Raw genomic sequence first — 23,924 nt, 5'->3', positions numbered from 1 at the left:
GGTTCTAGTGGGGACCGGAGTCCTGTTCTTCCGAGAGCTCCCCGGTGATGGCCGGATCGATGCTGCTACGTCGAGTGTACGCGCGTCCGTCCGCGGTCGCATCCGGCAGGGGCGCGCGCGCGGCCGCGAGAAGCTCACGCGTGAAGGGATGCCGGGGATCGGCGAACACGCGAGCCGTGCTCCCCTGCTCGACGGCGACGCCTTCCTGCATCACGAGCACATCGTCGGCGACGCCCGCCACGACGTCGAGGTCGTGCGAGACGAAGAGCATCGTGAGGTCACGTTCGCGCTGAAGCCGCAGCAGCAGAGCGAGCACCCGCTCGCGCACGAGGGGGTCCAGGGCCGAGACAGGCTCGTCGAGCACGAGCACCTCGGGTGCCGCGGCGAGGGCACGCGCGATCGCGACGCGCTGGCGCTGGCCCCCCGAGAGTTCGGACGGGCGCCGACGCGCGAGCGCGGGATCGAGCTCGACCTCGGCCAGCAGCTCGGCGACCCGACCGGCGTGCTCGCTGCGCGGAACCCCTCCCGCCGCGAGCGCTTCGCGCAGCGACCTTCCCACACGCCAGCGCGGATCGAGGGCGCCGAGCGGGTTCTGGTGGACGAGTTGGATGCTGCGCTGCCCCGTCGGAGTGGGCGGGTGCCCGTCGAGGAGCACGGTGCCGGCATCCGCGGTCTCGACGCCGACGATCATGCGCGCGAGAGTCGTCTTGCCCGAGCCCGACTCGCCCACGATCCCGAGCGTGCGGCCGAGGGGCACCTCGAACGACACGTCGGTGACGGCGGGGCGGTCGAACGACTTCGACAGTCCGGTCACCGCGAGCCGGATCGGCCGATCCGCCGCGGTGCGGGGCTCGGGCGTGTGCCGTGACGCGGCGATGAGGCGGCGGGTGTAGTCGTGGCGGGGCGCCTCGAAGATGTCGGCGACCGATCCCGCTTCCACGACCCGACCGCGATGCATCACCAGCACGCGGTCGGCGACCCGTCGCACGGCAGCCAGGTCATGGCTGATGACCACGACGGCGACACCGCGATCGGCGATGTCGCGCAGCAGCCGCAGGACGCGGGCCTGCACGGTCGCATCGAGCGCGGTGGTCGCTTCATCGGCGATCAGGATGCGCGGCTCGGCGGCGAGAGCCGAAGCGATGAGCGCACGCTGGCGCAGCCCGCCCGAGAGCTCGTGCGGATGCTGCTGTGCGCGGCGCGCGGGATCGGGCACGGCGACGGTGGCGAGCAGCCTCTCGACGCGCGTCCGCAGCTGTGGTCGCGGCATCCGTCCGCCGTGGATCAGCAGGGGTTCGGCCACCTCGGCGCCGATGCGGCGGAGCGGGTCGAGCGAGACGAGTGCGTCCTGCGAGACGAGCGCGATGCGGGATCCGCGCAGGCGCCGCCAGCCGCGCTCGTCGAGGGGGCGGGCATCCGTGCCGTCGATCGAGAGATCGTCGGCGCTCACCGTCGCCTCGGCGGGAAGGAGTCCGAGCAGCGCCCTCGCGGTGAGCGACTTGCCGGCCCCGGATTCGCCGACGATCGCGACGCACTCCCCCGGCGCGACGGCGAGGTCGACACCGTCGACGGCGACGGTGTCTCCGAACGCCACCCGCAGTCCGCGCACGTCGAGGCCGGTCATCGCGTCCTGCCCTCCGCACGAGCCCGGAGCGTCCGGCCGAGGACGGTCGCCGCAATCACCGTGAGGGTGATCGCGATGCCCGGAAACACCGAGATCCACCAGGCCTGGCCGAGGACGTTGCGACCGCCCGCGAGCATGAGACCCCACTCGGGTGTCGGCTCGGTCGGCCCGAGGCCGAGGAAGCTGAGACCCGCCGCCGCGAGGATGCTCGAGCCGATCCCGATCGTGGCGAGCACGCTCAGCGCGCCGACGACGCCCGGCACGACGTGGCGCGTGAAGGCGAGCGACGGCGCGACGCCCAGAATGCGCGCCGCCTCGACGTGCTCGGCAAGTCGCAACGTGCGCGTCTGGGCGCGCGCGAGGCGGATGTACACCGGGATCGCCGCGATCGTGACGGCGATCGCGACGTTGACCGGCCCGGGGCCGAGCACCGCGACGACGACGAGCGCGACGAGGAATTCGGGGAACGCCATCAGGATGTCGGTCGCCCGCATGGCCGCGGCATCCACGAGGCGCGGCGCCACCCCCGAGAGCGAGCCGACCGCCAGCCCGACCGCGAACGCGAGCGCGGTCGCGAGCACGCCGATGCCGACCGAGCGCCCGGCGCCGTACACGACCCGCGAGAAGACGTCGCGCCCGCTCTGGTCGGTGCCGAACAGGTGCTCGGCGCTGGGCGGGAGGAGCGCTGCGCGCACCTCCGTCTGCAGCGGATCGTGCGTGGCGAAGAGTTCCGGGGCCACAGCGAGCGCGGCGATCAGCGCGAGCACGGCGATGGCCGCACCGAGCGCGAAGCGCCGGCCGAGGGTCATGCCGGTACCTTCTCTCGAGCCGAGGTAGGCGACGGGGCACGGCGGAGCCGAGGATCGAGCAGCGGATAGGTGAGCTCGACGATGAGGTTCACGACGACGAAGACGAGCGCGCTGAGCAGGATGATCCCGGTGATGACGGGAAGGTCGCGGTCGGTGATCGCCGTCAGCGTCACGCGTCCGAGTCCGGGTCGCGCGAACACCGTCTCCACGAGCACGGCGCCGCCGAGGAGCGACCCGACGAGGTAGGCCGCGAGGGTCAGCGCGCCGGTGGCGCCGTGGCGGAGTGTGTGGTGCGCGGTCAGCCGCATCGGCCCGGCACCGCGCGCGAGCACCGTCGTCGCGAACGGCTGGCGCTCGGCGGTCTCGATGCCGTCGCGCAGCACCTGGCCGAGGAGGGCGGCGACGGGCAGCGCCAGGGTGATCGCCGGCAGCACGAGCGTCGCGGGGTTGCGCGAACCCGACACCGGGAACCAGCCCAGTCCGAAGGCGAACACGCTCAGGAGCACCAAGCCGATCCAGAACACCGGCGACGAGAGGATGACGAGCTCGACGCCCCCCGCGATCGCCCGGGACGCGCGGCTTCGCGCGAAGAACGCCACCGCGAGCGCCAGCACGACGGCGATCGCAAGCGCCGCAGCCGACAGCTGCAGGGTGGCCCCCAGCTGCCTGCCGATGACCTCGGTCACCGGCATCCGGAGTTGGAACGACTCGCCGAGGTCGCCACGCAGCAGTTGGGCCAGGTAGGCGACGTAGTGCTCGAACGGCGGGCGATCCAGCCCGAGTTCGACGCGGATCGCGTCTTTGACCTCGTCGCTGACCTGGGCCTGCGGCCCGAGCATCACCTCGACCGGGTCGCCCGGAATGACGCGGAGTGCGAGGAACGCGAGCGTGGCAGCGCCCCAGAGGACCACCACGACGGATGCCGCGAGCCCCGCGCCGCGCACGACTGCGTGGCGCAGGGTCTCTCGTCGTCCCGTCATCGTCCCTCCGCGGACCCTCGGCAGAGGGCGCCGGATCAGCCGATGCTGACGTCGTAGAACAGCGGGCGCCCGTACAGATCGTAGGTGAGGCCTGAAACCGACTCGTCGACCGCCGTGATCAGCGACGGGCTGTACAGCGGCACGATCGCGACATGCTCGCCGTTCCACTGCTGAACGTCGCCGTAGATCGCGGTGCGTGCGTCGGCGTCGGCGGTCGCCACACCCTCCTCGAGCAGCGCGTCGAGCGCCGGGTCGCTCACCTGCGAGGCGTTCTGGAAGCCGTCGGTGTGCAGGTGGCTGCGCAGAAGGTCGGGGTCGACGCCCGAGAATCCCCAGTCGGTGAGGTCGAAGGTCTTCGGCCCGTACTGCTCGTTGTAGGCGCCGGGCTCGAGCACCTCGCGGACGAGATCGAACCCGACGGCCTTGAGGTCGGACTGGATCGCGTTCGCGAGTGCCGCGCGATCGTCGGGAACCGGGGTCCACGCGATCCAGCGCGCCGACAGCCGCTGCCCGTCCTTCGTGCGGTAGCCGTCGGCGTCGCGTTCGGTCCAACCGGCCTCGTCGAGCAGCGCGTCGGCGGCGGCGGGATCGAACGCCCAGGTGCCCTCGAGAGACGCGTCGTAGGTCGGGGTGGTCGACCCCAGGATCGACCACGCCCGCGGGAACTGGCCGAAGAAGATCTCCTCGACGGCGGTGTCGATGTCGATCGCGCGCGAGAACGCCTCGCGTACCCGCTCATCGGCGAACACGCCGTACTTCTCGTTTAGGTACAGCGAATACGGAAGGCCCGGGTACTCGTTGGCATCGACGGTGAGAGCATCGTCGAGGTCGGCGGCGAGGTTCGGCGGGAGCTGGCTGGCGAGATCCGCCTCGCCGCTCTCGATGACGCCGACGCGCACCGCGGCCTCGGGCAGGATGTCGACCCGAAGGGTCTCGAACTGCGCGGTGCCGGAGTCGTGGGGGCCCCACGCGTAGTCGGCGTTGCGGGTGTAGACGATCTCCTGATCGGGCGTGTAGTCGGTCAGCTCGAACGGCCCGGTGCCCACCGTGATGCCGGGCCCTCCGGCCTTGAGCTGGTCGGCCGAGGAATCGAGGACGGCGGGCGAGTAGAAGCCGAGGAGCGCGGTGCTGGCCGCCTGGAGGAACGGCGAGTAGGGCTGCGTGAACGAGACGCGCACGGTGTGCTCGTCGACGACTTCGGTGCCGGCGTAGAACTCCCCGCCGAGCATGCTCGCCGCCTGGGCTGATGCGGTCTCGGGATCGGCGATCCGATCGAAGTTGGCCTTGACGGCAGCCGCATCGAACACCTCGCCGTCGTGGAAGGTGACGTCGTCGCGCAGGGTGAAGACATAGGCGGCGCCGTCGTCCTCGATCTCCCACGCGGTGGCGAGCCACGGTGTGAACGTGCCGTCGGGCTCTTGGAAGACGAGCGAGTCGAGCACCGCGCGCTGCACCATCGCCGACACATCGAGCTGGCTCGTCTGCGGGTCCATGTGACCGGCCGAGAGGTTCGCGCCCTCGATGGCCCACACCACTTCCCCGCTGCCCGCCTCGGGTTCGGAGTCGCTTCCGGCACACGAGCTCAATGCGAGGGCGGCCACCAGGCCGATGGCGACGGTGGGAAGGACTCGGCGGAGGGGGGATGCGGGCATGCGTGACCTCGGAAAGTGTGCGAAGGGGGACGCCGACAACGGTATCGGATTATTGGACGCAGTCGATAAACGTCGCTGGCGGCATCCGCATTCCCTCCGCTCTCCCGCGCTTCGCCTCCGGTAGAATCGACCGAATCCCACACTCAGGCACGCTCACACAGTGCCGCACATATCGCACAAGGAGACCCCATGTCCGACGCGCTCATCCCTGACAAGCCCGCCCTCGAGGGTCTCGAAGCGAAGTGGGATGCGGCCTGGGCCGCCCAGGGAACGTATCTGTTCGACCGGATCCGCGCCGCCGAGGTCGGCCGCGCCGGGATCTTCTCGGTCGACACTCCCCCGCCGACCGCCTCGGGTAGCCTCCACATCGGACACGTCTTCAGCTACACCCACACGGACGTCAAGGTGCGCTTCGAGCGCATGCGCGGCAAGACCGTGTTCTACCCGATGGGGTGGGACGACAACGGCCTGCCGACCGAACGTCGCGTGCAGAACTACTACGGCGTGCGCTGCGACCCGAGCCTGGCCTACGACCCCGACTTCACCCCCCCGTACGAGGGCGGCGACAACAAGTCGAGCCGCGCCGCCGACCAGGTGCCGATCAGTCGCCGCAACTTCATCGAGCTGTGCGAGACCCTCACCGTCGAGGACGAGAAGCACTTCGAAGCGCTGTGGCGCTCGCTCGGCCTCAGCGTCGACTGGACCCAGACCTACCGCACGATCTCGGACGAGACGATCCGCACGAGCCAGCTGGCGTTCCTGCGCAACCTCGAGCGCGACGAGGCCTACCAGTCGATGGCCCCGACGCTGTGGGACATCGACTTCCGCTCCGCGATCGCTCAGGCCGAGCTCGAGGACCGCGATCAGCCCGCCGCCTACCACCGCGTGGCCTTCCACAAGAGTGACGGCTCGGGCGACGTTCACATCGAGACGACGCGTCCCGAGCTGCTCGCGGCGTGCGTGGCCCTCGTCGCCCACCCCGACGACGAGCGGTACCAGCCGCTCTTCGGCTCGACGGTGCGCACCCCGCTCTTCGACGTCGAGGTGCCGGTGCTCGCCCACCCGCTCGCGCAGCAGGACAAGGGCTCGGGCATCGCCATGATCTGCACCTTCGGCGACGTCACCGACATCATCTGGTGGCGTGAGCTCGACCTTCCGAATCGCACGATCCTCGGTCAGGACGGCCGCGTCATCGACGAGGCGCCCGATGCGATCGTCACGGATGCCGCGAAGCAGGCCTATGCCGAGATCGCCGGCAAGACCGTTTTCAGCGCCAAGAAGCGCATCGTGGAGCTGCTCCAGGAGTCGGGCGAGCTGGAGGGCGATCCCAAGCCCTTCACGCACGCTGTGAAGTTCTTCGAGAAGGGCGATCGCCCCCTCGAGATCGTCTCCACCCGCCAGTGGTACCTGCGCAACGGCGCACGCAGCGAAGACCTGCGCGACAAGCTCATCGCGCTCGGGCGCGAGGTGTCGTGGCACCCCGACTTCATGCGCGTGCGGTACGAGAACTGGACCAACGGCCTCACCGGCGACTGGCTCGTCTCGCGTCAGCGGTTCTTCGGCGTGCCGATCCCGGTCTGGTACGCGCTCGACGAGAACGGCGAGCGCGACTACGAGCGCGTGCTCGTCCCCGATCACGCGACACTGCCGATCGACCCGACCACCGACGTGCCCGCGGGCTACACCGAGGACCAGCGCGGTGTGCCGGGCGGGTTCGACGGCGAGAAGGACATCTTCGACACGTGGGCGACATCGTCGCTCACGCCGCAGCTCGCCGCCGGCTGGGACCGCGACCCCGAGCTCTGGAACCTCGTCACGCCGTTCGACGTGCGCCCGCAGGGCCAGGACATCATCCGCACGTGGCTGTTCTCGACGATGCTGCGCAGCGCCCTCGAAGACGGCCGCGCGCCGTGGACGGATACCGCGATCTCGGGCTTCATCGTCGACCCCGACCGCAAGAAGATGTCGAAGTCGAAGGGCAACGTCGTGACTCCGGCCGACATCCTCGCCCAGCACGGCTCCGACGCCGTGCGCTACTGGGCGGCCTCGAGCCGCCTCGGCACGGATGCGGCCTTCGACCCGCAGAACCCGACACAGATCAAGATCGGCCGGCGTCTGGCGATCAAGATCCTCAACGCGGCGAAGTTCGTCTTGTCGTTCCCCGTCCCCGAGGGCGCCGAGGTCACCCACGCGCTCGATGCGTCGATGCTCGCGACTCTCGACACCGTCGTCCGCGATGCCACGAAGGCGCTCGAGGCGTTCGACCACGCGCGGGCCCTCGAACTCGCCGAGTCGTTCTTCTGGACCTTCTGCGACGACTACCTCGAACTCGTCAAGGAGCGCGCCTACGACCGCACCGATGTGGGGCAGGCCTCGGCCGCGCTCGCACTTCGCATTGCCCTGTCGACACTCCTGCGGCTGTTCGCACCGGTGATCTCGTTCGCGACCGAGGAGTCGTGGTCGTGGTTCAACGACGGCTCGGTGCACACCGCAGCCTGGCCCGAGCCGCTCGGCGTCGATGGCGACCCCGCGGTGCTCACGGCCGCGAGCGCGGCCCTCATCGGCATCCGTCGCGCCAAGACCGAGGCCAAGGCCTCGCAGAAGACGGCGGTGACCTCGCTCACTCTGCGCGCCGACGATCGCACGATCGCGTGTCTGCGCCTCGCCGAGGGCGACCTGCGCGCCGTGGGTCGCATCGCGAAGCTCGAGCTGCTCGACGGGTGGAACGAACTCGTCGTCGACCACATCGAGCTCGCCCCGCAGGAGGCCTGACATGCAGCTCGGAACGCGCTGGACATCCGGCGACGAAGCGCCGAAGGCGGTGCCGGAGGCTCTGCGTCGCGGTGTCGCCTCGGTCGACACCGCCGTCGTGAACGACGACCTCGGTCAGCCGCGCCCGCGCTGGACGCTGACGTGGCTGGAAGGCAAGCCGATCGCCGAACTCGACACGGGTGTCATCGTGACGCTCGACGACGACGGCGAGCCGGTGGTGCGCCACGACCCCGAGGACGGCGTCGCCTAGGACCTCAGTCCTCGGGCTCGTTGTGCCGTGAGGCCTCCAGGAGGAGCGGAATCGCCACGAGCGCAGCGATCAGCGTCACGCCGCCCGCGATGAGGAACGGCAGGCGCAGGTCGAAGCGCGCCACCCAGCCTCCGAGCAGCGTCGCGAACGGGAAGAGCCCCCACGTGAAGGTGCGGATGATTCCGAGCACGCGCCCGAAGATCCGCCCCGGGACGATCGCCTGTCGAAGCGCGCCCCACGGAACGTTCCACACCGACACGGCGCCCGCCATGGCCGCGTACGCGATCGTGGCAGAGATCGCCTCGGGCGCGGCCCAGATCGCCACGAGCGAAGCCGCGGCGGCGAGGTTCGCCCCGAGCATGACCGCTCCGCGGCCGAAGCGGGCTACGAGCGTCGAGGCGATGAGCGAGCCGGCCAAGGCCCCCAGGCCGATGCCGGCGGTGACGAGACCGATCGCGGCCGGGTCGACGGCGAGTTCGTCCAGGAAGTAGAGGAAGATCGCGGCCTGCGCGAACGAGAAGGCCGAGCCGACGATCGAGGTGAACACCACCATCGATCGCAGGAACCGGTGATTCCAGAGGTACCGGATCGCATCGCGCGCCGACGTCGACGGCGCAGCGGTCGGGGCTGCGCCCGGCGCTTCTGCCGCCTCGGCCGCCGCGAGCGGCTCCCCCGCAGCGACGGCGGACGCGGGGTCGGGATGCCGCGCCACGCCGCCGTCCTCCTGCAGCGGCCGCGCTGCCGACAGCGGCAGCATGATCGCCAGCGCGATCGGGATGAGGTATCCCGCGGCGCCGACCCACAGCGGCAGGGCGAGTGAGACAGCGAACAGCACGCCGCCGATCGGAGCCGCGAGGAAGTTGTCGATCGTGATCTGCGCGGCCTGCAGGAAGCCGTTCGCGCGGTCGAGCGAGCGGCGCTCGACGAGCGAGGGCACGATCGCATTGGTCGCGTTGTCGAAGAGTGTCTCGCCCAGTCCGAACACGAGCACAGCCGCGAACAGCCACCAGATCGAGAGCGAACCCGTCACGGTAAGCAGCGCGAGACCCACTGCGGCGAGCCCGCGGATGGTGTTGGCGATCGCCATGATCCATCGCCGGTCGAATCGATCGACGATCATGCCCGCCGGGAGCCCGAACAGCAGCCAGGGCAGGAAGGCGAGAGCGCCGATCGCTGCGATCGCGAGCGGGTCGCGCGTGAGGGTGGTCGCGATCAGCGGCACCGCGATCCGGCCGACGCCGTCCGCCAGATTGCTGAAGGCGGCGGCCGTCCAGAGCTTTCCGAAGTCGCGGGTGAGTGGCGCGCGCCGGGGTGGCGGCACGCTCTCACCGGCGGGGACCTCGGTGACGGCATCCGTCATCGCGGCAGCATCCCGATCGAGCCGGTCGACAGTGCGTCGGTGCGGGCATCGGACGCGATGCCCTGGGCGGAGTACGGACGCGGGGTCGCCGCGCGGCGCTCGAGGCGCACCGAGACGAAGTGGTCGAGTCCGGCGGCAGTCGACAGCAGCGTCCGCTCGAAGCGGGTGGTGCCAGCGGACGCGCGCGGGGCGGAGATGGCGGTCATGACGGTTCTCCCAAGGTCGGCAGCGGGAAGACGTCGGCGCGTATGGTCACGGGCCGCACGTTCTCGCCGGTCTGATTGCGATAGTTGTCCACGGCCTCATCGATCAGGGCCATGATCTTCAGGGTGAGCTCTTTGCTCTGCGCGGGAGTGAGGCGAGCGCTCGCGGTGGAGATGAGCGACCCCTCCTGCCACATCGTGTCTTCGCCGCCGATTCCGCGGTTGACGAAGTCGAGCAGCTGATCGTTGCGGTTGCGCAGGAACTCGTTCATGACGACCTGCGTCGCCGCACGTCCCGCCGGCGTGTTCATGGCGTCGGGGTTCGCGAAGGAGACGCCGCCGACTGGCCGCTCCCACCATCGCTCGCGCCCGGTGCCGCGATCGGTCGCCTCGCGGATCAGATCGTGCTTGGCGAGGGCTCGCAGGTGGTAGCTCGTCGAGCCGCTCGACTCCCCCAGCTTCTCGGCGAGCAGACTCGCCGTCTGGGGGCCGTACTGGCTGAGGATGTCGTAGATCTTCACACGGAGCGGATGGGCGAGCGCCCGAAGTGCGCCGGAGTCGAGGATGCGATCCTCGTTGTGGCGCTGCTCGGCGCGAGCCATCGCGTCGAGCTCCTCGCCTGCCTCGTTCTCTGCCATGACTCCACGATAGCGATGCAGAGGAATCTTTGCAAGCACTTCTTTGCAAGGAAATGTTTGCAAAGGATTGGCGGCTTGGGCAGCACCCGAGACTAGGCTGAAAACCATGGCGAACGACAACCCCCTGCTCTCCCCCGCGACGCTTCCGTACGGTCTGCCCGACTACACGCTCATCAGGCCCGAGCATTATCTGCCGGCCTTCGAGGCGGCTTTCGCGGCCCACCGGCGGGAGGTCGACACCATCACCCGCGTGCGTTCGATGCCCACCTTCGAGAACACCCTCGTGGCGCTCGAAACCGGCGGAAAACTGCTGGGCGACGTCGCCCGCACCTTCTACACCGTCTCCTCGGCCGATGCCTCCGACGAGATCCAGGCCATCGACGAGCAGCTCGCTCCTCTCATGTCTGCCCATCAGGATGCGATCCAGCTCGATTCCCAGCTTTACTGGCGGATCAAGACGGTTCACGACCAGCTCGACACGCTCGACCTCGAGCCGGAGCAGCGCTATCTCATCGAGCGTCACTATCGCGAGATGTCACACGCGGGCGCCGGCCTCGACGATGACGAGAAGGCGGCTCTCACCGCCCTCAACCAGCGGCTGTCGACACTGACGACGACCTTCGAGAAGAATCTGCTCGCCGACACGAACGATCTCGCGGTCGTCTTCGACTCCGTCGACGAGCTCGACGGGCTGACCGACGGCGAGCTCTCGGCGGCTGCGCAGAACGCGGCCGACCGCGGGCTCGAGGGCCAGTGGGTCATCACGCTGACCTTGTTCACGGGACACCCGTATCTGTCGTCGCTGACGAACCGCGAAAGCCGTCGTCGTCTGCTCGAGGCGTCGCGGTCCCGAGGATCGCGCGGGAATGCGCACGACAACCGCGATGTGCTCCGGGAGATCGTGCGCCTGCGCGCCGAGCGAGCACGCCTGCTCGGCTACGCCTCGCACGCCGCGTACGTCACCTCCGACGAGACTGCCGGATCGCCCGAGGCCGTGCACGACCTCCTGCGTCGCCTCGCTGCCCCCGCCGCCGGCAACGCCCGGCGCGAGCAGGCGGCGCTGCAGGCGATCATCGACGACGAATCTGAGCCGTTCGCCCTCGAGGCCCACGACTGGGCGTTCTACACCGAGAAGGTGCGCGCCGCCGAATTCGACCTCGACCGCGCGGCCCTGCGGCCGTGGTTCGAGGCGGAGCGGGTGCTGCAGGACGGCGTATTCCGTGCGGCGACGGAGCTCTACGGAATCCGATTCACCGAGAGGCCGGACCTGCCCGCCTACCACTCCGACGTGCGCGTCTTCGAGATCCACAACGACGACGGATCCGCCCTCGGCCTCTTCGTCTTCGATCTCTACACGCGCGACTCCAAGCGCGGCGGCGCGTGGATGAACTCGATCGTCTCGCAGTCCCGGCTGCGCGGCACCTCCCCCGTGGTCGTCAACAACCTCAACGTGCCCAAGCCTGCTCCGGGTCAGCCCACGCTCCTCACCATGGATGAGGTGACGACCCTCTTCCATGAGTTCGGACACGCCTTGCACGGACTGTTCGCGACCGTCACCTACCCCCATTTCGCCGGCACGAACGTGTTCCGCGACTTCGTCGAGTTCCCGAGCCAGGTCAACGAGATGTGGATCTACTGGCCCGAGATCCTCGCCTCGTACGCGCGCCACATCCACACCGATGCGCCGCTCCCCGCCGAGGTCGTGGAGAAGATCCACGCGTCGGGAACCTTCAACCAGGGGTTCGCGACCAGCGAGTACCTCGCCGCCTCCTGGCTCGATCAGGCCTGGCACTCACTGTCGGCTGACGAGGCGGCAGCCGACATCGATGTGGCCGCGTTCGAAGCGGATGCCCTCGCGGCGATCGGCCTCGACAACCCGGCGGTGCCGACACGGTACTCCTCGACCTACTTCGCCCACGTGTTCTCAGGCGGGTACAGCGCCGGCTACTACTCCTACATCTGGAGCGAGGTGCTCGACGCCGACACCGTGGCGTGGTTCGAGCAGAACGGCGGACTCACGCGAGCCAACGGCGACCGCTTCCGCGACCGTCTTCTCGGTGTCGGCGGGTCGAAGGATCCCCTCGAGGCGTACCGCGAATTCCGCGGGCGGGATGCCGAGATCCAACCGCTGCTCGCGCGTCGAGGGCTCGCCGACTGACGAAGCGGCCGCTGTCGCGGGGTGCGGCAGCGGCCGGTCACGACTGCACCCTCGCGGCACCGCCGCCGGGTCAGGCGCTCTTGCGCTTCTCGCGCATCACGAACGTGGGGGCGGCCCGATCTTCGACCGCGGCGCGCGTGACGATGACCTTGTCGACGTCGTCGGTGGACGGGATCTCGAACATGATCGGGCCGAGCACGTCTTCGAGGATCGCACGGAGCCCGCGCGCACCGGTCTTGCGCTCGACCGCGAGGTCGGCGATCGCGCCCAGCGCCTCGGTGTCGAACTCGAGCGCGACGCCGTCGAGTTCGAACATGCGCTGATACTGCTTGACCAGCGCGTTCTTCGGCTCGGAGAGGATCTCCATCAGCGCCTCGCGATCAAGCGGCGAGACTGAGGCCACGACCGGGAGGCGACCGATGAATTCGGGGATGAGTCCGAATTTGTGCAGGTCTTCCGGGCGCACCTCGCTGAAGAGGCTGAGATCGTCACCCTTGCTGTGCAGGGGCGCTCCGAAGCCGATGCCGTGCTTGCCGACACGCGCCGAGATGATGTCTTCGAGCCCGGCGAACGCACCGGCGACGATGAACAGCACGTTCGTCGTGTCGATCTGGATGAACTCCTGGTGCGGGTGCTTGCGACCGCCCTGCGGCGGGACCGAAGCGACCGTGCCCTCGAGGATCTTCAGCAGCGCCTGCTGAACACCCTCACCCGAGACGTCGCGCGTGATCGACGGGTTCTCGGCCTTGCGGGCGATCTTGTCGACCTCGTCGATGTAGATGATGCCGGTCTCGGCGCGTTTCGTGTCGAAGTCGGCGGCCTGGAGAAGCTTCAGCAGGATGTTCTCGACGTCTTCGCCGACATACCCCGCCTCGGTGAGGGCGGTGGCATCCGCGACGGCGAACGGCACGTTCAGCCGCTTGGCGAGGGTCTGCGCGAGGTAGGTCTTTCCGCAGCCGGTGGGACCCAGCAGCAGGATGTTGCTCTTCGCGATCTCGATCTCGTCGGCACGCTGCTCGGCGGTCTGGATCGTGCCGTGCGCGCGCACGCGCTTGTAGTGGTTGTAGACGGCGACAGCGAGGGCCCGCTTGGCGGCGTGCTGACCGACGACGTACTCCTCGAGGAACCCGAAGATCTCGCGGGGCTTGGGAAGATCGAAGTCGGCGACCTCGCCCGACGACGACTCGGCCATGCGCTCTTCGATGATCTCGTTGCACAGCTCGACGCACTCATCGCAGATGTAGACGCCGGGGCCGGCGATCAGCTGCTGGACCTGCTTCTGGCTCTTTCCGCAGAAGGAGCACTTGAACAGGTCGGCGCTCTCACCGATGCGTGCCATGAGGCTCCTCCTCGTCGCGGTCGGGGGCCACCCGCCTGTCTCCGAGCCTAACCGGTGGCGGCGACAACGGGTGGGATTGCTACGCCCGTTGTGGATGCCGGTCGTAGGAAGTGCTGCGGCCCCTCGTCACGAGGACGAGGGGCCGCAGCATCCGATCCGAAGGACTACTTCGTCAGCGCCGCAGGCGTGCGCTTGCGGGTCGTGAGCACCTGGTCGACGATGCCGTAGGTCACGGCCTCCTCTGCCGACAGGATCTTGTCGCGATCGATGTCCTTGTTGACCTCGGCGACGGTACGGTTGCCGTGCTTGGACAGCGTCAGCTCGAGCCATGTGCGCATGCGGAGGATCTCCTGCGCCTGGATCTCGATGTCGGACGCCTGGCCGTGACCGGCCTCGCCCATCGCCGGCTGGTGGATCAGGATGCGCGCGTTCGGGAGCGCGAGGCGCTTGCCCGGCGCGCCCGCCGCCAGCAGAACCGCCGCGGCGGAGGCCGCCTGGCCGAGAACGACCGTCTGGATCTGCGGCGAGACGTACTGCATCGTGTCGTAGATCGCCGTCATGGCCGTGAACGAGCCACCGGGCGAGTTGATGTACATGATGATGTCGCGGTCGGGATCCTGGCTCTCGAGGACGAGGAGTTGGGCCATGACGTCATCGGCCGACGCATCGTCGACCTGGACGCCCAGGAAGATCACGCGGTCCTCGAAGAGCTTGTTGTACGGGTCCTGGCGCTTGTAGCCGTACGCCGTGCGCTCCTCGAACTGCGGGAGCACGTAGCGGCTGCCGGGCATCGGCACCTGAGGTGAAGGCGTTCCGAAGGTGGGGGTGTACATGTGCGGGTTCTCTCTCTTTGCCTTCGGAGCCTAGGCCGCGGTTCCGCCGCCGCCGATGACGTCGGTCGCGGATTCGCGGATGTGGTCGACGAAGCCGTACTCCAGGGCCTCCTGCGCGCTGAACCAGCGGTCGCGGTCGCCGTCGGCGTTGATCTGCTCGACCGACTTGCCGGTCTGGGCGGCGGTGATCTCGGCGAGGCGCTTCTTCATGTCGAGGATCAGCTGTGCCTGCGTCTGGATGTCGCTCGAGGTGCCGCCGAAGCCGCCGTGCGGCTGGTGCAGCAGAACGCGGGCGTTGGGCGTGATGTAGCGCTTGCCCTTCGTGCCGGCTGTCAGCAGCAACTGTCCCATGGAGGCTGCCATGCCGATGCCGACCGTCACGATGTCGTTCGGGACGAACTGCATGGTGTCGTAGATCGCCATCCCGGCGGTGATGGACCCGCCCGGCGAGTTGACGTAGAGGTAGATGTCCTTCTGCTGGTCCTCGGCTGCGAGAAGGAGGATCTTCGCGCAGATCTCGTTGGCGTTCTCGTCTCGCACCTCCGACCCCAGCCAGATGATGCGGTCCTTCAGCAGCCTGTCGAAGACGCTCGTCGCGACAAGTGGTTCGGCCATTGAGTACTCCTGATTCGGTGGTCGTGCCATTGAATCTACCGGCGCACCGCGGGCGACCCGCCCGTGTTCGCCCTGGGCAGAGCGGCGACGGGTGCGGCACCGCGACGATGACGAAGAAGGGGACGGATGCCGCGGCATCCGTCCCCTGATCACTGTGGTGCAGTGACTACTCCTTGTCGGCGGCAGCCTTCTTGGCGGGCGCCTTCTTGGCCGGGGCCTTCTTCGCGGCAGGCTTCTTGGCCGGGGCCTCTTCAGCCTCGATCACGGCGTCGGCGTCTGCAGCGGCGTCGGCGATCTCCTGGGCTTCTTCGACGACCTCGTCCTCAGCTTCGTCCTCGTCCTCGACGGCGACGAAGCCGGTGAGGTCGACCGTCTTGCCGTTGGTGTCGACGACGGTGACCTTGCCGAGCGCGACGGCGAGCGCCTTGTTGCGGGCGACCTCCCCGACCATCGCGGGCAGCTGGTTGCCCTGCTGGAGCGCGTTGACGAACTCCTGGGGCGCCATGCCGTACTGCGCGGCCGACTGCACGAGGTACTGCGTGAGCTCGTCCTGCGAGACCTGCACGTTGACCTTCTCGGCGATCGCGTCGAGCAGCATCTGCGTCTTGAACTGCTTCTCGCTCGCCTCGGTCACCTCGGCGCGATGCACGTCGTCCTCGAGACGGCCTTCACCCTCGAGGTGGTTGTGCACCTCGTCCTCGATGAGCTTCGGCGGAACGGGGATCTCGACCTGCGTGAGAAGCTGCTCGATGAGCTTGTCGCGCGCGGCGGAGCCCTGCGTGAACACACCCTGCTCGCCGACGCGCGCCGAGAGGCTGTCGCGGAGCTCGGCGATCGTGTCGAACTCGCTGGCGATCTGGGCGAAGTCGTCGTCGGCCTCGGGAAGCTCGCGCTCCTTGACGGCCTTGACGACGACCGAGACCTCGGCCTCGGCGCCGGCGTGGTCGCCACCGACGAGCTTCGAGCGGAAGGTCGTCTCCTCACCGGCGGTGAGCGAGTCGATCGCCTCGTCGATGCCCTCGAGCAGCTCGCCCGAGCCGACCTCGTACGAGACGCCCTCGGCGCGGTCGATCTCGGCGTCGTCGATGGTCGCGACCAGGTCGAGCTCGACGAAGTCACCGGTCGATGCGGGACGGTCGACGGTCACGAGCGTGCCGAAGCGCGCGCGCAGGCGGTCGAGCTCTTCGTCGATCGCGGCCTCGTCGACCTCGATGGCGTCGACCTCGACGGTCGTGCCCTCGAATGCGGGCAGATCGAATTCGGGACGGACGTCCACCTCGACCTCGACCTTGAGGTCGCCCGAGAAGTCCTTCTCGTTCGGCCACTCCACCACATCGGCGCTCGGGCGACCGAGCACGCGCAGTTCGTTCGCCTCGACGGCCTCGCGGTAGTACGTGTCGAGCCCTTCGCTGACCGCGTGCTCGAGCACCGCGGTGCGGCCGACGCGCTGGTCGATGATGGGCGCGGGGACCTTGCCCTTGCGGAAGCCGGGGATCTGCACGTCCTGAGCGATGTGCTCGTACGCGTGGGCGATGCTGGGCTTCAGCTCGTCCGGGCTGACCGTGATGTGGAGCTTCACCCGGGTGGGGCTGAGCTTCTCGACGGTGCTGTTCACCATGCCTGTTCGTTCTCCTCTATCGGACCGCACGCGAGCGCGGCGGCTGAAGGTGTGGGTTCGCGGAATTCTGTACGGCCGTGATGTCGGGGCGACAGGATTTGAACCTGCGGCCTCCCGCTCCCAAAGCGGGCGCTCTACCAAGCTGAGCTACGCCCCGGGCGGGTTCGCACGCGCGCGTGCGCCTTTCGGCCCCGAGAAGTCTAGCCGACGCGCCCGCCTGCCGCCTGCGCGGGGGTGCGTCTGGTCGGTTGGACGGCGATTCTGCCGTTAGACTTGACGACGCCGCGGCCTGCCGCTGCGGGGATGTAGCTCAATGGTAGAGCCTCAGTCTTCCAAACTGATGGTGCGGGTTCGATTCCCGTCATCCCCTCCACTCCATCCCGACGGATAGCCGCGCCGCTACGGGGATCCTCCTGACCCAGCACCTAGCCTTGCCGGGTGGCCGTGTTCAGCGTGGGCTCCGAACCTCTGCATTCTTCCGATGCAGAGGTCGTTGAGAGCGGCGAGCGGCACCCGGAGGCGCCATGAGCACGATGGCCCCGCCCCGTCCGACGTCGCCGACGGCCCCGGCTCCGCTCGTCAGAGAGCGTCCGATGCGCTTTCCGGATGCCTCGTCCCCCGCGTTGATGACCCGCCGCGGGTGGTGGCTCGTCGTCCTCAACTTCCTCTTTCCCGGCTCGGCGCAGGTGCTTGCGGGAAACCGTCGACTCGGGCGGATCGGCCTTGTCTCCACGCTTGTGATGTGGGTGCTCGTGATCGCGGCGGTGCTGTCAGGCATGCTGGGTCGGTCGATGTTCCTGGCAATCGCGACGAACTGGTTCGCACTGCTCTTCGCCCAGGCGCTGCTGTTCGCCTATGCCGTTCTCTGGCTCGTGCTCGCCGTCGACACCCTCCGTCTCGTGCGTCTCGTCAAAACCGGGACAGGCGCGCGATTCGGCATCGCCGCGGCATCTGTGGCCCTCCTCGTCGTCGCGAGTGGAACCGCGGTGCAGGCGGCGAGTGTCGCGGGTACGACGCGCGACACCCTCGGCGCGATCTTCGGCGCGAGCGGTCCGACGGTCGTCCCTTCCGACGGCTATTACAACATCCTCCTGCTGGGCGCCGACCACGTCACGTCAAACGACTCGAAGCGGTTCGACAGCATCTCGGTCGTCTCCGTCAACGCCGAGACCGGGGCGACGGTCATCACCGGCTTCCCTCGCGACATGCCCGGCTTCCCGTTCGCCGCAGGCCCCATGCAGGACAGGTATCCCAACGGGCACGAAGGCCACGCCGATGCGACATGCGGCTGGGGCAGCGGCATCAACCAGCTGAACACCGAGGTCGAGGTCTGTCAGGACGGCAATCTGCTCTACCCGGACGCGGTCGGCAGCGGCTCAGCACCGGGCATCGAGGCGACCAAGGACGCGGCCGAGGGGATCCTCGGCATCGAGATCCCCTACTACGTGACCATCGACATGTACGCATTCGAGGATCTCATCGATGCGCTGGGCGGCGTCGAGATCACCGTGAAGGAGCGTCTTCCGATCGGCGGGCCGAGCCGCACCGGGCAACCGCTCGAGGACTGGGTCAAAGGCTGGATCGAGCCCGGCACCCAGCGCATGGACGGCTTCACGGCGCAGTGGTACGCGCGTTCCCGCCACACCACCAGCGATTTCGACCGCATGCGGCGTCAGCGCGAACTGCAGCAGGCGATCCTCGCGCAGTTCACGCCTCAGGTCGTGCTCGCGCGCTTCGAGGCGCTGGCCGATGCCGGCGCGGACCTGGTGAGCACCGATCTGCCTCAGTCGTTCATCCCGACGCTCGTCGAGCTCGCGCTGAAGGCCAGGGAGCAGGAGATGACGACGATCGAGCTCACGCCCGACGGCGGCATCGACGAGTACGAGCCGGACTGGGCGTACATCCAGGAGCTCCTGCGGTCGACACTGCATCCGCCGACGCCGACGCCTGAGGGCTGACCGGGTCTGCCCGTCACCGCGCAGACGCGGTAGTGGATCTGCGGCCGTCCCCTGCCACTTTCGCCGTGCGCTCTGCGGGTGCAGACTGGCGCTCCAGGAGTCGTCCGCGCGGGACGGCCGCGTGGGAGCCCTGAATGAGCCGTTCCACCTCGCCGCAGACCGGCGGCACGTCGCGCCGAGTGCCCCGGCGCCCGGCATCCGCCCTTGCCGAACGATGGACGAGCGTCGACGGCATCGACGTGTTCTTCCGGGAGTCGCCTCGGCAGCCCCCGGGTGCCCGCGCGATGGTGCATGTGCACGGCTTCGGACTGTCGGGCCGCTATCTGCTGCCTACGGCCGAGAGACTGGCCGGCGAGTACCGCACCTACGTGCCCGATCTTCCGGGATTCGGCCGCAGCGGACGACGCAGGGACATGCTCGACATTCCCGACCTCGCCCATGCGACCGCGCGCTTCCTGGACGATCGCGCGGAGGAGAGCGCGACGCTCGTGGGCAACTCGATGGGTTGCCCCGTCATCATCGAGTTCGCGCATCACTACCCGGAGCGGATCGAGCGGGCGGTGCTGGTCTCACCCGCGGGAGGCCTCTTCAATCAGCCGCTGCGACGAGCGATCTCGCAGCTGACCCAGGACGCACGCCGGGAGCCCGCCCGCATGGCCAGGGTCGCGGTGCCCGACTACATGCGATTCGGGGTGCCGAGCACGGCACGTCTGTTCCGCGCGCTCACGCGGTACCCGTCGCTGGAGCGACTGCTGGAGATGCGCATCCCGACGCTCGTCGTACTGGGCGAACGCGATCCGCTGCTCCCCCATGCCCACCGCATCGACGAGATCGCGAGTCAGGTCGACAGCCACGTGCTCGTCGTCCTGCTGGAGGGTGCCGCTCATGCGATCAATTTCAGTCATCCGGGTCAGCTCGCCCACATCATCCGGCTGTTCATGGACGACAAGCCGATCGTGAACGACCCGGCGTGGCCCGGTCATGTACGCGCCTACGAAGTGCATCGCGGCGCGAACCACCCGCCGCTGGCCGACGACGCGTGACCGTCGCGCCGCGGAACCTCCGCGTCATGTCGCCGACGCGTGGGTCCCGACGTGCGCGCGATAGGTCTGCGCGTTGCGCAGGATGCCAGCCCGCTCGTCTTCGGTGAGCTCTCGTCGCACCTTCGCGGGCACTCCGGCGACGAGCGAGCCCGGGGGCACGATCGTGCCCTCGAGGACGACCGCGCCCGCTGCGACGAGCGAGCCGTCGCCGATGACGGCGCCGGAGAGCACGACACTCCCCATGCCGATGAGCGAACCGTCGCCGATCGTGCAGCCGTGGACCACTGCGTTGTGGCCGACCGAGACGTCACGGCCGATCACGACGGGGTGCCCGGCATCCACGTGCACCGAGACGTTGTCCTGCAGGTTGCTGCCGGCGCGCACCGTGATGCTGTCGCTGTCGCCCCGCAGCACCGCGTTGTACCAGACGCTCGCGCCCTCGGCGAGCGTCACCGCACCGATCACCCGTGCCCCTGCCGCGACGAACGCCGTCGCATCGATGTCGGGGGTGTGTCCGGCGACGGACAGGACGGTGGCGTGGCCTGCGATGGTCATGGATCGACCCTAGCTTTCGGGTGACTACTCGCCGCGCGCGCCGAGGCGCCCGCGGATGGCTTCGGCAAACCAGGGCGCGAGGGTGTCTGCGAAGGTGACGGTGAGGTGGTCCTGATCGCGGTAGATGTTCGCGCCGCCGACGACCGGCGCGCAGGTCGCATCGCCGCAGAAGACCTCGGTGAAGTCGAGGAGCGTCACGGCCTCCACCCCGGAAGCGGCGTCGCGCACGGGATCGTCGTCGACGAGCACCGCCGAGCGGTCGCCGTCGCAGTCGGCGGCGTCGCGCGTGCGCAGGCACTTGTTGGGGTCGGTCTCCCACACCGGGTTGTCGACGACGGTGATGACGGGGATGCCGCGATCGAGCACCTCGCCCCACGCCTCGCGGTAGCCGGCCACGGCGGCGTCGTGCGACGAGTCGAAGCCTGCCGAGGAGTAGGGGGTCGTGGCGATCGCCGCCGTGAAGACCGCGTCGAGGTCGGCATCCGCCAGCGCAGAGCGCACGCGATCGCGCCATTGCGTGCACGCATCGCCGAATGCGCCGGGCGTGGCGAGCGGCGTCGTGTTCCACGGGCATGCGCCCTTGAACCACGTCACGAGCTGCCATCCCTCGTCGTCGGCGATGCGCTGGAACGTCGACAGCAGCTGGTACGCGTGACTGTCGCCGATGATCGCGACGCGCGGCGCGTCGGGGTCGTCCGAGCCGAAGGTGCACGAGACGGGCGTGGCATCGGTCAGCTGCACGAAGCACTGCTCGTCGCCGGGCCGATCGACGCCGGCGAAGCCGGGCGAGGGCAGGATCGTGTCGCCGAAGTCGACGTCGGCGCACGCGGGGTCGAGGACGGATGCCGCGCCGAAGCACTCCGGCGGGTTCTCGCGCAGTTCCTCGACCGCGCGCACACCCTCGTTGTACGCGGGTGCGTTGACCACCCACGCTCCCCCGGCGACCGCCGCCACGACCACCATTGCGGCGAGCGACGACCACAGCGTGATGCGCGGAGGGCGTGACGTCAGCGGCCGGAAGCGCCGAGCCGGGTCTTCGATGAAGCGCTTGGTGAGCCACGCGAGCACGAAGCACAGGGCGAGGAGGGCAAGGCGATGCCAGATCGTCAGGCCCCAGAACGGCACCGACGGCGCGATGATGATGAGCGGCCAGTGCCAGAGATACAGCGAGTACGAGATGTCTCCGACGAACTGCGCGGGACGGATCGCCAGTACCCGCGTCGGATACCACCAGCGCTCGGTGTTGGAGGCCGCGATCACCGCCGCCGCGCCCAGTGTGGGCACGAGTGCGGCGGATCCGGGGAAAGGGGTCTGGCCGTCGAACTGGAAGATCGCGAACGCGAGCGCCGCGACGCCGGCCCACCCCAGCACGAAGCTGCCGATCGCGCTCTTGACGCTCAGCACCGGTACCAGCGCGATCATCGCGCCGACACCGAACTGCCACATGCGACCGAAGGTGACGAAGTACGCCGGCGCCGGATTCGTGATCGTGAAGACGACGCAGAAGACGAACGAGATCGCCGTAACGATCGCGAGCACCGTGACGACCGCGCGAAGGCGAGCCCCGCGGAACGCTTTCACCCCGATCCATGCCGCGAGCAGCATGAGCAGCGGCCACATCACGTAGAACTGCTCCTCGAGCGACAGCGACCAGTAGTGCTGGACCGTGGTCGGGTCGCCGGAGTGATTGAGATAGTCGGCCGAATTGAGCGCGAGGTACCAGTTCTCGACGTAGAACGTCGAGGCGAGGATCTCGCGCACCTCGTTCTGCAGCGCTGAGAGCGGCATGAGGTAGGGCGACATCGCGACCAGAGCGCAGAAGAGGAGGACGAGGAGGGATGCCGGCAGCAGGCGCCGCGCGCGGCGCGCCCAGAACTGACCGAGGCGCACCGTGCCGGTGGCCGTGAGTTCGCGCATGAGATGCGCAGTGATCAGGAACCCCGAGATCACGAAGAACACGTCGACGCCGACGTAGCCGCCTGTGAAGCGCGCCGGCCAGAAGTGGTACAGCACGACCGCGAGCACCGCGATCGCGCGGAGCCCCTGCACGTGCGGGAGGAACCGCGATGGCTCAGCGTGCTCGGGCGAGCCCTGGTGCTGGGTGGCGAGATCGTGGTCGGCGGAAGGCACGAATCGACGTTAGCCGCTGCACAGCGCTATCCCGGCAGCCGTCACGGGGCGTCTGTTAGCGGAGCCTTCGCTTGCTTGCGGAATGCGACGGCCTGAGTAGCGTTGGATCCGACAGGCAGGCCCATGCGACCGACAGGTGCCCGCCGAAGTAGGAGGAGCGAGAGATGACCAAGACGCAGACCACCCCCGCCACCGCAGCCGACCCCACCGCGGCCGCTGCCGCAGCCCAGTTCCTCACGCCCGTCGTCATCGGGCTCCAAGCCATCGCCGTGAACGGCAAGCAGGCCCACTGGAACGTCCGCGGCGCCAACTTCATCGCGATCCACGAGCTGCTCGACTCGATCGTCGACCACGCTCAGGCCGGTGCCGACCAGGCCGCCGAGCGGATCGTCGCACTCGGCCTTCCGATCGATGCGCGCCTGGCCACCGTCGCACAGAAGGCGGCGCCGACCGCCGTCCCCGCCGGGTTCACGCAGTGGGACGACATGGTGCGCGACGTCATCGCCGACATGGATGCTGTGATCATCGATGTGAAGGCGGCGATCGACGGACTCGACGAGTTCGACCTCACGAGCCAGGACGTCGCCATCGGCATCATGGAGAGCCTCGAGAAGGACCGCTGGTTCCTGTTCGCGCACGTCGCGTCCTGATCTGATGTCGCGCGAAAGCCCTCGGCATCGGCCGGGGGCTTTCGCGCGTCATGCCCCCTAGGACTGCTGCAGGTAGGCGAGCACAGCGAGTACCCGGCGATGCTCGGTGCCGGACTCCTCGAGACCGAGCTTGGCGAAGATGGCGCTGATGTTCTTCTCGACCGCGCCGACGCCGATGAACAGCCGACCGGCGATGCTCGCGTTGCTGCGCCCCTCCGCCATGAGAGCGAGCACGTCGCCTTCGCGCGGCGTGAGCGCTGCGAGCGGGTCCGGGCGGGCGGCGAGGAGTCCCTGCACGACGAGCGGGTCGAGCACGGTGCCGCGCGCGTGGACGCGACGGACAGCATCCGTGAACTCCTCGAGAGAGGTGACGCGATCTTTGAGGAGATACCCCACCCCGCCGTCGCCCGCGGCGAGCAGCTCACGCGCATAGACGCCCTCGACGTACTGACTCAGCACCAGGATCCCGAGCCTCGGAAGCGCCGCCCGCAGAGCGAGCGCAGCGCGGATGCCCTCGTCTCGGAAGCTCGGCGGCAGGCGCACATCGAGCACCGCGACGTCGGCGCGGGCGTCGCGCACGCGCTCGACGATCCCCTCCGCATCGCCCCACGCACCGGCGGTGACATACCCCGCCTCGTCGAAGAGTCGCACGAGCCCTTCGCGGAGGAGCACGGAGTCCTCCACCAGCACGACCCGCAGGGGCGCGGCATCCGAGGAAGCGGTCATGTGCTCAGAAT

The 23,924-nt window shown here is 68.9% G+C and carries 20 protein-coding genes and 2 tRNA genes; 7 read left to right on the top strand and 15 right to left on the bottom strand.

The features are described 5' to 3' along the window. Positions 1-4: 4 nt before the first annotated feature. The 4 genes from FFS15_RS02595 to FFS15_RS02580 are packed head-to-tail and all read right to left on the bottom strand — an operon-like array spanning position 5 to position 5,065. Positions 5-1,624: an ABC transporter ATP-binding protein gene (locus tag FFS15_RS02595; protein ID WP_137843450.1), complete on the bottom strand. Its 1,620-nt coding sequence runs from the start codon at positions 1,622-1,624 to the stop codon at positions 5-7. Continuing rightward, positions 1,621-2,433 carry an ABC transporter permease gene (locus FFS15_RS02590; protein ID WP_137843449.1) on the bottom strand — a complete coding sequence of 271 codons (813 nt, stop codon included), beginning with the start codon at positions 2,431-2,433 and terminating at the stop codon, positions 1,621-1,623. Before FFS15_RS02590 ends, FFS15_RS02595 begins: the two co-directional genes overlap by 4 nt. Further along, complete coding sequence (locus FFS15_RS02585; RefSeq protein ID WP_137843448.1) at positions 2,430-3,413, bottom strand: ABC transporter permease; 984 nt, start codon at positions 3,411-3,413, stop codon at positions 2,430-2,432. Before FFS15_RS02585 ends, FFS15_RS02590 begins: the two co-directional genes overlap by 4 nt. A 35-nt stretch (positions 3,414-3,448) precedes the next feature. Beyond that, the gene (locus FFS15_RS02580; RefSeq protein ID WP_137843447.1) at positions 3,449-5,065 is read right to left on the bottom strand and encodes an ABC transporter substrate-binding protein; all 1,617 of its coding nucleotides are present in this window, start codon (positions 5,063-5,065) and stop codon (positions 3,449-3,451) included. Between the two features lie 189 nt (positions 5,066-5,254). Here FFS15_RS02580 and valS point away from each other — a divergent pair, with 189 nt between their 5' ends. Continuing rightward, positions 5,255-7,837 carry a valine--tRNA ligase gene (gene valS / locus FFS15_RS02575; protein WP_137843446.1) on the top strand — a complete coding sequence of 861 codons (2,583 nt, stop codon included), beginning with the start codon at positions 5,255-5,257 and terminating at the stop codon, positions 7,835-7,837. A gap of 1 nt (position 7,838) precedes the next feature. After that, a complete protein-coding gene (locus FFS15_RS02570; protein ID WP_137843445.1) occupies positions 7,839-8,087 on the top strand; it encodes a hypothetical protein in 249 nt (82 codons plus the stop codon). 4 nt (positions 8,088-8,091) lie between these two features. Here the strand turns inward: FFS15_RS02570 and FFS15_RS02565 are convergent, their stop codons facing one another. From FFS15_RS02565 to FFS15_RS02555, 3 genes are read right to left on the bottom strand one after another with little or no spacing between them, the layout of a single operon-like run. Beyond that, complete coding sequence (locus FFS15_RS02565) at positions 8,092-9,447, bottom strand: MFS transporter (RefSeq protein ID WP_137843444.1); 1,356 nt, start codon at positions 9,445-9,447, stop codon at positions 8,092-8,094. Then, positions 9,444-9,653, bottom strand: coding sequence for a hypothetical protein (locus FFS15_RS02560; RefSeq protein WP_137843443.1), 210 nt, complete (start codon positions 9,651-9,653; stop codon positions 9,444-9,446). Before FFS15_RS02560 ends, FFS15_RS02565 begins: the two co-directional genes overlap by 4 nt. Next, positions 9,650-10,288: a helix-turn-helix domain-containing protein gene (locus FFS15_RS02555; RefSeq protein ID WP_349290445.1), complete on the bottom strand. Its 639-nt coding sequence runs from the start codon at positions 10,286-10,288 to the stop codon at positions 9,650-9,652. The genes FFS15_RS02560 and FFS15_RS02555 overlap by 4 nt, the downstream gene beginning before the upstream one ends. 106 nt (positions 10,289-10,394) lie before the next feature. Here FFS15_RS02555 and FFS15_RS02550 point away from each other — a divergent pair, with 106 nt between their 5' ends. Beyond that, positions 10,395-12,446 (top strand): M3 family metallopeptidase, encoded by a 2,052-nt coding sequence (locus FFS15_RS02550; protein WP_137843442.1) that lies wholly within the window; start codon positions 10,395-10,397, stop codon positions 12,444-12,446. 70 nt (positions 12,447-12,516) lie between these two features. On the opposite strand, the gene clpX is transcribed toward FFS15_RS02550, so the two are convergent. The 5 genes from clpX to FFS15_RS02525 all read right to left on the bottom strand — a co-directional run bounded on the left by clpX (position 12,517) and on the right by FFS15_RS02525 (position 17,008). Continuing rightward, positions 12,517-13,785 carry an ATP-dependent Clp protease ATP-binding subunit ClpX gene (gene clpX / locus FFS15_RS02545; RefSeq protein WP_137843441.1) on the bottom strand — a complete coding sequence of 423 codons (1,269 nt, stop codon included), beginning with the start codon at positions 13,783-13,785 and terminating at the stop codon, positions 12,517-12,519. Positions 13,786-13,949: 164 nt separating this feature from the next. Further along, on the bottom strand, positions 13,950-14,618 hold the full coding sequence (locus FFS15_RS02540; protein ID WP_137843440.1) for an ATP-dependent Clp protease proteolytic subunit: 669 nt from the start codon (positions 14,616-14,618) through the stop codon (positions 13,950-13,952). 30 nt (positions 14,619-14,648) lie between these two features. Then, positions 14,649-15,233 carry an ATP-dependent Clp protease proteolytic subunit gene (locus FFS15_RS02535; protein WP_137843439.1) on the bottom strand — a complete coding sequence of 195 codons (585 nt, stop codon included), beginning with the start codon at positions 15,231-15,233 and terminating at the stop codon, positions 14,649-14,651. Positions 15,234-15,399: 166 nt separating this feature from the next. After that, positions 15,400-16,851 carry a trigger factor gene (tig, locus tag FFS15_RS02530; protein ID WP_137843438.1) on the bottom strand — a complete coding sequence of 484 codons (1,452 nt, stop codon included), beginning with the start codon at positions 16,849-16,851 and terminating at the stop codon, positions 15,400-15,402. Between the two features lie 83 nt (positions 16,852-16,934). Next, positions 16,935-17,008 (bottom strand) — tRNA-Pro (locus FFS15_RS02525). A gap of 142 nt (positions 17,009-17,150) precedes the next feature. On the opposite strand from FFS15_RS02525, the gene FFS15_RS02520 reads away from it, so the two are divergent. The 3 genes from FFS15_RS02520 to FFS15_RS02510 all read left to right on the top strand — a co-directional run bounded on the left by FFS15_RS02520 (position 17,151) and on the right by FFS15_RS02510 (position 19,852). Further along, positions 17,151-17,224 (top strand) — tRNA-Gly (locus FFS15_RS02520). 151 nt (positions 17,225-17,375) lie between these two features. Next, a complete protein-coding gene (locus tag FFS15_RS02515) occupies positions 17,376-18,809 on the top strand; it encodes an LCP family protein (protein ID WP_137843437.1) in 1,434 nt (477 codons plus the stop codon). 134 nt (positions 18,810-18,943) lie between these two features. Continuing rightward, positions 18,944-19,852 carry an alpha/beta fold hydrolase gene (locus tag FFS15_RS02510; RefSeq protein WP_137843436.1) on the top strand — a complete coding sequence of 303 codons (909 nt, stop codon included), beginning with the start codon at positions 18,944-18,946 and terminating at the stop codon, positions 19,850-19,852. 24 nt (positions 19,853-19,876) lie between these two features. Here FFS15_RS02510 and FFS15_RS02505 read toward each other — a convergent pair whose 3' ends face one another. Next, complete coding sequence (locus FFS15_RS02505) at positions 19,877-20,407, bottom strand: gamma carbonic anhydrase family protein (RefSeq protein WP_137843435.1); 531 nt, start codon at positions 20,405-20,407, stop codon at positions 19,877-19,879. A 24-nt stretch (positions 20,408-20,431) separates the two neighbouring features. Next, complete coding sequence (locus FFS15_RS02500) at positions 20,432-22,537, bottom strand: acyltransferase family protein (protein WP_137843434.1); 2,106 nt, start codon at positions 22,535-22,537, stop codon at positions 20,432-20,434. Positions 22,538-22,701: 164 nt separating this feature from the next. Between FFS15_RS02500 and FFS15_RS02495 the strand changes: the two genes are divergently transcribed. After that, a complete protein-coding gene (locus FFS15_RS02495; protein WP_137843433.1) occupies positions 22,702-23,187 on the top strand; it encodes a DNA starvation/stationary phase protection protein in 486 nt (161 codons plus the stop codon). A gap of 57 nt (positions 23,188-23,244) precedes the next feature. Here FFS15_RS02495 and FFS15_RS02490 read toward each other — a convergent pair whose 3' ends face one another. Continuing rightward, positions 23,245-23,913, bottom strand: a complete 669-nt coding sequence (locus FFS15_RS02490) for a response regulator transcription factor (protein WP_137843432.1) — start codon at positions 23,911-23,913, stop codon at positions 23,245-23,247. Between the last annotated feature and the right edge of the window lie 11 nt (positions 23,914-23,924).

It is taken from the genome of Microbacterium sp. 2FI, assembly GCF_005502885.1.
Lineage (GTDB): Bacteria > Actinomycetota > Actinomycetes > Actinomycetales > Microbacteriaceae > Microbacterium.
The sequence above is the reverse complement of the archived record's forward strand: the minus strand, read 5'-3'. Positions and strand labels throughout refer to the sequence as shown.